Annotated in this window: 10 protein-coding genes; 7 read left to right on the top strand and 3 right to left on the bottom strand. The window is 63.4% G+C overall.

What is annotated here, in order from left to right; genetic code table 11:
- Nucleotides 1-170: 170 nt before the first annotated feature.
- The 3 genes from ACN2XU_RS22235 to ACN2XU_RS22225 all read right to left on the bottom strand — a co-directional run bounded on the left by ACN2XU_RS22235 (nt 171) and on the right by ACN2XU_RS22225 (nt 2319).
- Entirely contained in the window at nt 171-482 is a 312-nt protein-coding gene (locus ACN2XU_RS22235) for a cytochrome b/b6 domain-containing protein (protein ID WP_419412547.1), read from the bottom strand.
- A gap of 258 nt (nt 483-740) precedes the next feature.
- On the bottom strand, nt 741-2060 hold the full coding sequence (locus tag ACN2XU_RS22230) for an MFS transporter (RefSeq protein ID WP_419412546.1): 1320 nt from the start codon (nt 2058-2060) through the stop codon (nt 741-743).
- A gap of 7 nt (nt 2061-2067) precedes the next feature.
- The gene (locus ACN2XU_RS22225) at nt 2068-2319 is read right to left on the bottom strand and encodes a metal-sensing transcriptional repressor (protein WP_419412545.1); all 252 of its coding nucleotides are present in this window, start codon (nt 2317-2319) and stop codon (nt 2068-2070) included.
- A 79-nt stretch (nt 2320-2398) separates the two neighbouring features.
- On the opposite strand from ACN2XU_RS22225, the gene ACN2XU_RS22220 reads away from it, so the two are divergent.
- From ACN2XU_RS22220 to ACN2XU_RS22190, 7 genes are all read left to right on the top strand, one after another.
- Nucleotides 2399-2761 (top strand): hypothetical protein, encoded by a 363-nt coding sequence (locus ACN2XU_RS22220; protein WP_419412550.1) that lies wholly within the window; start codon nt 2399-2401, stop codon nt 2759-2761.
- 57 nt (nt 2762-2818) lie between these two features.
- On the top strand, nt 2819-3541 hold the full coding sequence (locus ACN2XU_RS22215) for a HupE/UreJ family protein (protein WP_419412544.1): 723 nt from the start codon (nt 2819-2821) through the stop codon (nt 3539-3541).
- Nucleotides 3542-3563: 22 nt separating this feature from the next.
- Entirely contained in the window at nt 3564-4187 is a 624-nt protein-coding gene (locus tag ACN2XU_RS22210; protein ID WP_419412543.1) for a transmembrane anchor protein, read from the top strand.
- A gap of 365 nt (nt 4188-4552) precedes the next feature.
- Nucleotides 4553-4915, top strand: a complete 363-nt coding sequence (locus tag ACN2XU_RS22205) for a hypothetical protein (protein ID WP_419412542.1) — start codon at nt 4553-4555, stop codon at nt 4913-4915.
- 59 nt (nt 4916-4974) lie between these two features.
- Complete coding sequence (locus ACN2XU_RS22200) at nt 4975-5193, top strand: hypothetical protein (protein ID WP_419412541.1); 219 nt, start codon at nt 4975-4977, stop codon at nt 5191-5193.
- Nucleotides 5190-6587: a TolC family protein gene (locus ACN2XU_RS22195; protein ID WP_419412540.1), complete on the top strand. Its 1398-nt coding sequence runs from the start codon at nt 5190-5192 to the stop codon at nt 6585-6587. The genes ACN2XU_RS22200 and ACN2XU_RS22195 overlap by 4 nt, the downstream gene beginning before the upstream one ends.
- Complete coding sequence (locus ACN2XU_RS22190) at nt 6584-7939, top strand: multicopper oxidase family protein (protein ID WP_419412539.1); 1356 nt, start codon at nt 6584-6586, stop codon at nt 7937-7939. Before ACN2XU_RS22195 ends, ACN2XU_RS22190 begins: the two co-directional genes overlap by 4 nt.
- Nucleotides 7940-7954 lie beyond the last annotated feature (15 nt).

Raw genomic sequence — 7954 nt, 5'->3', positions numbered from 1 at the left:
CGCCACGTTCAGCCGTCGATATTCTGCGCCAGCGAACGGGTGTTTTTCCATGCAGTCGGCGGGACGCGGTCACTCGCCGCAACGATCTCGAACGGCGGCAAAGCACGAATTTCGGCATCGGTACTGGGGCGATCTGCACACTAAGTCCCATGATCACCCGCCTTACGATTTCAGCCTGCGCGTACTATCCGCAGCATGACGTTGTTTTTCAGCACGATACGGTGGAAGGGGACGGCGAGGATGTGAAGCATGATGAGTGCCAGAAGAGCGATCTTCAGGAGGTTGTGCGCTTCCGCTGCGGTGCCGACATTGGCGAACCAAGCCACGCCTCCGGACACGGACATGGCTGCCAGCAGTCCGTAAAAACTCCAATGGGCCATGTGCGACAGGGTTTTCAGCGAGCCGGGCTCGTTTTCTGGGTGAGATGGCGCTCCGTAGCGTAGACGCAGGGTCAGACGCCAAAGCCACCAGCGCAAGAACAAGGAGGCCGCCTGCGACGTGGGCAAAGATCAGCGGCTCGAAGAGAAATTCATCGGCCTTGCGGATCCCCGCCCAAGCGGCGACGATGCTGTCATGGATTAGGTATTGCGCGGCGACCAAGACCGCGATGACCCAGTGCAGGGCGATCTGCGCTTTCGAATAGCCTTTCGGGTGGGGCATGTGGGTCTCTTCAATGCAAACACATTCAATAAATAATATTCAAAAGAGTCGCTCCTTGCGCTGGATCAAACCGCACTAAATCAGAACTGCGAGCCCCAGCGAGGATGGGCGTCGTCGATGACCAGCGGGTGAGTGTGTTGGCGGTGGCCTTGCAGGTGGGGGTGGTTCAGGGGCAGGTTGTCATGGGTGTGCTCGACCGCCTCCGGATCACCCGCAGGCCAAAGGCGCAGAGCAGCGAGGGTGCCGAGCGAAGCCAGTGCCGCCAAAGCCAGCAGCGCGGGGACTGTCCCGAAGGCAGTCATCAGCCAGCCGGACAGCGGATAGGTCAGCAACCAGCAGGCATGAGACAGAGCGAATTGCGCGGCGAACAGCGCAGGCCGGTCCTCGGGGTGCGCCGAGCGGCGGAGCAATCGACCCGACGGCGTCAGCACCGCCGAATAACCAAGCCCTACCACCAGCCACCCCACCAGCAACAAGGGCCAACTCAGGTTGATTGACAGGATCGTCGCTGCGAGGCCGGCCAGCGTCGCCACCATCGTCCAAGCCCCGGCCAACATCACCAGCCTGTCCGGGGCTCGATCCAGAAGGCGCGGCAAGACCAGCGCCGCCGCCATGCTGCCAAAGCCAAATGCGAACATCGTCCAGGCCAGCGCGCTGGCGTCCAGCCCCAGTTGCCCGCGCACCAGCACGACCGAGTTGACCAAAACCATCGCTCCGGCACTGGACACGGCCAGGTTCAGGCCCAGCAAGCCACGCAGGCGTGGCGTCGCAAGGTAAATGCGAATGCCGCGCGTGGTGCGATCGTAGATGCCGCGCGGCTCTGACACCTTGGGGCTGGGCAACAGGACCGACACCACCAGCAACGCCGAGGCGGCGAACCCGGCCACGGTGCCAAGGAACAGCGTGTTGTAGCTCATCACCGCCAGCAGAAGCGCCGCCAGCGTCGGCGAAACGATATTTTCCAGATCATAGGCGAGCCGCGACAGCGACAGCGCGCGTGTATAGCGTGCCTCTTCCGGCAGAACATCCGGGATCGTTGCCTGAAAGGTGGGCGTAAACCCGGCCGAAGCCGATTGAAGCAGGAAGATCAGGACATAAACCTGCCAGACCTCGGTGACGAAGGGCAGGCACAACGCCGCGGCGCCCCGCACCAGATCCAGCGCAACCAACAGCCTGCGCCGATCCACGCGGTCGGCAAAGGCCCCGGCGACCGGCGCGATGCCGACATAGGCGACCATCTTGATCGTAAAGACGGTGCCCAGCACCATCGCCGCCCCGTCGCCTGCCAGATCGTAGGCCAGGAGCCCCAGCGCCACGGTCGCCAACCCTGTACCCAGCAACGCCACCACCTGCGCAAGGAACAAGTGGCGATAGGTGCGGTCACTCAGGATGTCGAACATGGTACCCTCAGAGGTAACGGGAGATCGCCTTCAACTCGTCTCGGTCGTGGTCGCCATCCAGGCAATGATCCATATGATCATGGATCAGGGCCTGCTTGGCATTGCGGATCGCGCTTTCGACCGCCTGCAATTGCTGCGCCACGTCAACGCAGGGGCGACCCTCTTCGATCATGGAGACGACGGCGCGAAGATGCCCCTCGGCGCGTTTCAGCCGGGATACGACCTTGGGGTGACTTGCGTGGCGATGCGGTTCCGTCATACACGTTGGGTATCCTCCCCGAGGGGATAGCACAAGATGCCATGCAAGAGGCATCAGGAGGTTCACGGGCGTGCAGCAAATGAGGTGCCAGCACAAATCTGCAGGGATCGGAGCACGGCTGTTTGCCCTTCTGACCTGCTTTGCACTGGTGCTTTGGACCGTTTCGCCGAACGCCTCTCATGTGCCGAAAGTCATTGAAACCTTGCAGGAACATGCCGAGGTGATCGTCGAGCACGGTCATTCGCACGGCCTGGAAGAAGATCTGCTTTGGGCGATGCATGGTCATAGCCATGACGTCGCAGATCACGACCACGGACAGGTCGTTCTGATGCAGGCCCGGCGCAGCACCGTGCCCGTCGAGACGGACACGACATGGCATGGCCATGCGCTCGCCCATTGGTCACCGCCGGTCTTTCGGCTGGACCGTCCTCCGCGTGTATGAGCCTTGCCCGTCTCGGGCCAGACATCACGCATTCAAGGACATTCCAAGGAGAGAGACATGCACTCCGCTTTCGCGGATGGCCGGTCTTGGCGCACATCCCGCGCCCCCGCCATCCTGATGGCCCTTGCGGCCACGTTGCTTTATGCAACTGCCGCTGCCGCCCATAACGTCACCGAGGGTGACGCCGGCTACATCCAGGAAATCTGGGGGGTGAATATCATCCCCTTCATGTATCTCGGCGCCAAGCACATGGTGACCGGATACGACCACATCCTGTTCCTGCTCGGCGTCGTCTTCTTCCTCTACAAGATGAAGGACGTCGCCATCTACGTGAGCCTCTTCGCTCTCGGCCACTCGACCACGATGCTGCTCGGCGTCTGGTTCGGTTGGGGCGTGAACGCCTATGTCGTCGATGCCATCATCGGCCTGTCGGTCGTCTACAAGGCGCTCGACAACCTCGGCGCCTACCAGCGCTGGTTCGGGTTCCAGCCCAACACCAAAGCCGCGACGCTGATCTTTGGCTTCTTCCACGGCACGGGCCTCGCCACCAAGATCCTCGACTACGACATCGCCTCGGACGGACTCTTGCCCAACCTGCTGGCTTTCAATGTCGGCGTCGAGCTCGGTCAGATCATGGCGCTTGCCGTCATCCTTATCGTCATGGGCTACTGGCGCCGCAGCCCCGCGTTCCCGCGCCAGGCCTACACCGCCAACGTGGTGATGATGTCCATCGGGTTCATCCTCACGGGCTACCAGATCACCGGATTTTTCGTCGCCTGAAACTCTGACAAGGAGACATAACATGTTCAATTCCAACCGCCCCTCGCTCGAAGAGCTTCCCAGCTCGGCGCAGCTTCTGAAATCCACCGCCATCGCGGCGGTCTCTGCAGCGGCGATCCTCGTCACCGTCGTCCTGCCCGCGGAATATGGCATCGACCCGACGGGCGTCGGCCGTGCGATCGGTCTGGCCGAGATGGGCGAGATCAAGACCCAGCTTGCCGAGGAGGCCGAGATGGACCGGCAAATGATGGAGGCCGAAGGCGATCAGTCCAGCTTGCTGAACGACATCTTCGGCTTGTTCGTTGGTGGCGCACACGCACAGGAGGCCATCGTCTGGCGCGACGAGGTCAGCTTCACGCTCGAACCCGGCGAGTCCGCCGAATGGAAGCTGGTCATGACCGAAGGCCAGACCGCACAATATCGCATGACTGTGGAAGGAGGGCGGGTGAACTTCGACCTGCACGGCCATGGCGGCGACCAGTCCGTGACTTACGAAAAAGGCCGTGGCTCTACCGGGTCCGAAGGCGCGATCCTCGCCGGTTTCGATGGAGAGCACGGCTGGTTCTGGCGCAACCGCGACAGCTCGGATGTGACGGTGACTGTTCGGGTCCGCGGCGAATACGCCGAGTTCAAAGACGCCAGCTGATGCCCGTTGCTGCCACCCTCCCGACAGTCAGGGCGGAGAACGGTCCTTTGCTGCGAAACTCGTAAAGGTCTGCAATGCGAAATGCTGCGCTCTGCTTGGGCGCGGCTCCTGATCCGCAGAACGGCAAAGAGATGATGCGGCCGTGCAATCGGGCGGTTCGCGGAGTGCTCGTCAATGCGTCGAACAGCACATGGCGCTGGCTCACGGCACTCCGCGATCCGTTGCTGTGAGCCGGCTTGAATGGTCATTTTATGGAACGTCCGCGCGACACTGGTGTCGGCATGTCTCGCAAGCGATCTTATCCCGCATCTTCATGACGCATTCGTGAGTTGCCCTGCTTCGCGGCTTCGGTCAACGATCCAACAATGATAAAGCGGTTCGCCCTTGCCATGCTTGTCGCTCTGACGGGCCTTGCAGTCATGATCTATCCGGTCGTGGCTCAAGCAGCATTTGGGCATGCGGGATGTGGCATCAGCGAGATCGTCGCCGAGCATGAACATCCACCGGAGGGACACACGCTCCAGACTGATCACGGTATGTCCGAGCATGTCAGCACATCGGACGAGCAGGCTGTCTGCTGTGACGTGGTCTGCTCCGTCGATTATCCCTTCGACATGGGCGAGCGGCCGACCGCGTTTCTTGAAACCTGTCTGCCGCATCCTTGGGACAGCACCTCCCTGATCGACCAGTCGGGACCTTTTGGCCTGAAACGACCCCCGAGGGTCTGATCATCGTGCATCGCGGGCGCATTTCGCGCCCTTGCCAGTGATCCCTTCGGAGCCATTCCATGAAATATCGTTTCGCGGCCCTCGTGCCGCTGGCGCTTGCGGGCTGCACTGAGCCGCTTGCGTTGCCCGAGGCGAGCGCGTTTATTCGTGCCGCCGATCCTCATCTGGTGGTCGCTGCGCCGCCTGGACCAACCGTCTCATATACAGCGCTTCCCATCAGCGAACCGCTGGACTGGCGGCAGCTGAACGACGCGCAAGCGCCAGGCGGTAGCACATGAGTGCGCGCTTGCTGGGCATGGCCTCTCTGGCGCTGTTGGCGGCCTGTGCCGATCAAAGCGTGATCGAGAGGGCATCGGATCCGCGTGCGGGCTTTGGGTTTGTCGCGGACGGCGCGAAACGGTCCACCGGGGCCAACGCGGCCTGGGCGCAGACCTCGGCCGAGGTCGCCGCGAACGAAGCCCGTGCCAAGGCGCTGGTCGCGGGCAAGACCATTGGCGCGGAGACCGCCATACAGGTTGCCTTGATGAACAATCGCGGGCTTCAGGCCGCCTATGCCGAGCTGGGCCTGTCTGCGGCGGACCTGTGGGACGTCGCGCTTGGCCCGCGCCCCAGCCTCGAAATCGGGATCAGCGGCATCGGTGAGGCCGGGTTGGCCCGGTCGCTCGAGGCGGTGGTGACTGGGGCGATCCTTGACCTTGCCACGCAGAAACCGCGCACCAAATTGGCCGAGACGCGTTTTCGGCAGGCGCAGATGGTGGCCCTGGCCGAAACCGTCGCGCTGGCCGCCGAGACGCGCCGCGCCTGGATCGACGCGGTCGCCGCCTTCGAGGCATCGGCCCTGATCGGGCGAGCGCAGGGCACCGCCGAGGCGGCGTCGGAACTGGCTGCCGAACTGGGGCGCACCGGCGCGATGAACCGGGCGGATCAGGCGCGCGAGCATGTCTTTACCGCCGAACTGGCGGCCGAGCGCACCGAAGCGCGGCTGGAGGCGCAACTGGCCAAGGAACAGCTGACGCGGCTGATGGGACTCTATGGCACCGGCATCGACTACTACGTGCCTGACCGCCTGCCGTCGCTGCCCGGTCGCAAACCCGGACGCAGCGACGCGGAACGGTTGGCGCTGGAACACCGCACCGATCTGGCCATCGCCAAGCTGGAGCTTGAGGCCATCGCGCAACAATACCGGCTGGACACGCAGACACGTCGGTTGTCGTCGGCGGATGTCACTGCCGGGGTGGAGATCGAACGCAGCGACAGTCGCGAAACAGAAGTCTCGCCGGTGCTGGCGGTTGGGTTGGATATCCCGCTTTACGACGCCGGGCCGCTGACGTCGCGCCGGGGGGCCTTGGAATACAGCCGCGCCGCCCATGCGCTGGCCCAGCAGGCGGTCAATGCACGGTCCGAGGCGCGCTCGGCCCATGCGGCCGTCACCGGCACTTACAACATCGCCCGCCACTGGCGCGACGAGGTGCTGCCGCTGCGCCGGGAAATCGACCGCGAGGCGCTGAAATCCTACAACGGGATGCTGACCTCGACCTTCGAGCTGATCGAGGACGCCCGCGACGGGCTGGAGGCCCAACTGGAAACCGCCAAGGCGAAGGCCGCCTACTGGCGCGCCGAATCCGATCTGAAAACCGTCATCTGGGGACCGATCCCGGGAGGGGAAGAATGAACCGCCGTCAATTGCTGACCGGTGGCGCGGGGGCTGTTCTGGCCTCGGCTGCCGCCGCTGAAACCCGCTTTCGCAACCTGCCCGAGGCTGCCTTTACCGACAGCCCCTATACGCAGGTGCCAGACCGCCCAATGACCGGGCTGGAGTACAACCCCGTCGTCACGCTGAACGGCTGGTCTCTGCCGTGGCGGATGAACGCGGGCGTCAAGGAATTCCACCTTGTTGCAGAACCCGTCGAACGGATCATGGCCGATGGCATGATGGCGCGGCTTTGGGGCTATAACGGCCAGTCGACCGGCCCCACTATCGAGGCGGTGGAGGGCGAGCGCGTACGCATCTACGTCACCAATCGCCTGCCCGAGCACACATCGGTGCATTGGCACGGGCTGATCCTGCCCTCGGGGATGGACGGCGTGGGCGGGCTGAGCCACCCTGCGATCCCGCCCGGCAAGACCTTCGTCTACGAGTTCGACCTGACCAAGTCCGGCACCTTCATGTACCACCCCCATGCGGATGAAATGGTGCAGATGGCGATGGGCATGATGGGCCTGTTCATCGTGCATCCGCGCGATCCGGCCTTCATGCCCGTCGACCGGGACTTTGCCTTTCTGCTGGCGGCTTATGACATCGATCCCGGCACCTACATCCCGAAGGTCGCCGAGATGACGAACTTCAACATGTGGACGTGGAACAGCCGGATTTTTCCCGACATCGACCCGTTGGTCGTCAACAAGGGCGACCGGGTGCGGGTGCGCTGTGGCAACCTGACGATGACCAACCACCCGATCCACATGCACGGCTATGATTTCGAGGTCACATGCACCGATGGGGGCTGGGTGCCCAAAAGCGCCCGCTGGCCCGAGGTCAGCATCGACATTCCCGTGGGCGCCATGCGCGCCTATGAATTCGACGCCGTGCACGAAGGCGACTGGGCGATTCATTGCCACAAGTCGCACCACACGATGAACGCGATGGGCCACGACCTGCCGACCTTCATCGGCACGGACAAGCGCCGCCTGACCCAGATGATCCGCCAGCAGCAGCCCGGGTACATGCCGATGGGCACGGCGGGCATGGCGGATATGGGTGAGATGTCGATGGAGCTGCCCGACAACACCATCCCGATGATGACCGGCTGGGGGCCTTATGGCCCGCTGGAGATGGGTGGCATGTTCAGTGTCGTGAAGGTCCGCGAAGGGATTGCCCCCGGCGACTATTCCGACCCCGGCTGGTACGTGAATCCGCCCGGAACGCAGGCCTGGGAATGGACGGGCGAGCTGCCCGAGTTCGCCCGCGCCGACGGGCCCTCCACGCAGGTCCCCCCGAAATCCCACCTCAATCACGACCACTGACGCAGCAAAGGAAAA

Source organism: Pacificoceanicola niger, assembly GCF_048553275.1.
In the GTDB taxonomy this organism is placed as follows: Bacteria; Pseudomonadota; Alphaproteobacteria; order Rhodobacterales; family Rhodobacteraceae; genus Pacificoceanicola.
This window is presented reverse-complemented; position numbering and strand designations above follow the sequence as displayed.

Bases quoted from the DNA above. Each gene is read 5' to 3' on its own strand.
- ACN2XU_RS22210 (WP_419412543.1), top strand. From the start codon at position 3,564: ATGTTCAATTCCAACCGCCCCTCGCTCGAAGAGCTTCCCAGCTCGGCG.
- ACN2XU_RS22220 (WP_419412550.1), top strand. From the start codon at position 2,399: ATGAGGTGCCAGCACAAATCTGCAGGGATCGGAGCACGGCTGTTTGCC.
- ACN2XU_RS22215 (WP_419412544.1), top strand. From the start codon at position 2,819: ATGCACTCCGCTTTCGCGGATGGCCGGTCTTGGCGCACATCCCGCGCC.
- ACN2XU_RS22200 (WP_419412541.1), top strand. From the start codon at position 4,975: ATGAAATATCGTTTCGCGGCCCTCGTGCCGCTGGCGCTTGCGGGCTGC.
- ACN2XU_RS22195 (WP_419412540.1), top strand. From the start codon at position 5,190: ATGAGTGCGCGCTTGCTGGGCATGGCCTCTCTGGCGCTGTTGGCGGCC.
- ACN2XU_RS22230 (WP_419412546.1), bottom strand. From the start codon at position 2,060: ATGTTCGACATCCTGAGTGACCGCACCTATCGCCACTTGTTCCTTGCG.
- ACN2XU_RS22190 (WP_419412539.1), top strand. From the start codon at position 6,584: ATGAACCGCCGTCAATTGCTGACCGGTGGCGCGGGGGCTGTTCTGGCC.
- ACN2XU_RS22225 (WP_419412545.1), bottom strand. From the start codon at position 2,319: ATGACGGAACCGCATCGCCACGCAAGTCACCCCAAGGTCGTATCCCGG.
- ACN2XU_RS22205 (WP_419412542.1), top strand. From the start codon at position 4,553: ATGATAAAGCGGTTCGCCCTTGCCATGCTTGTCGCTCTGACGGGCCTT.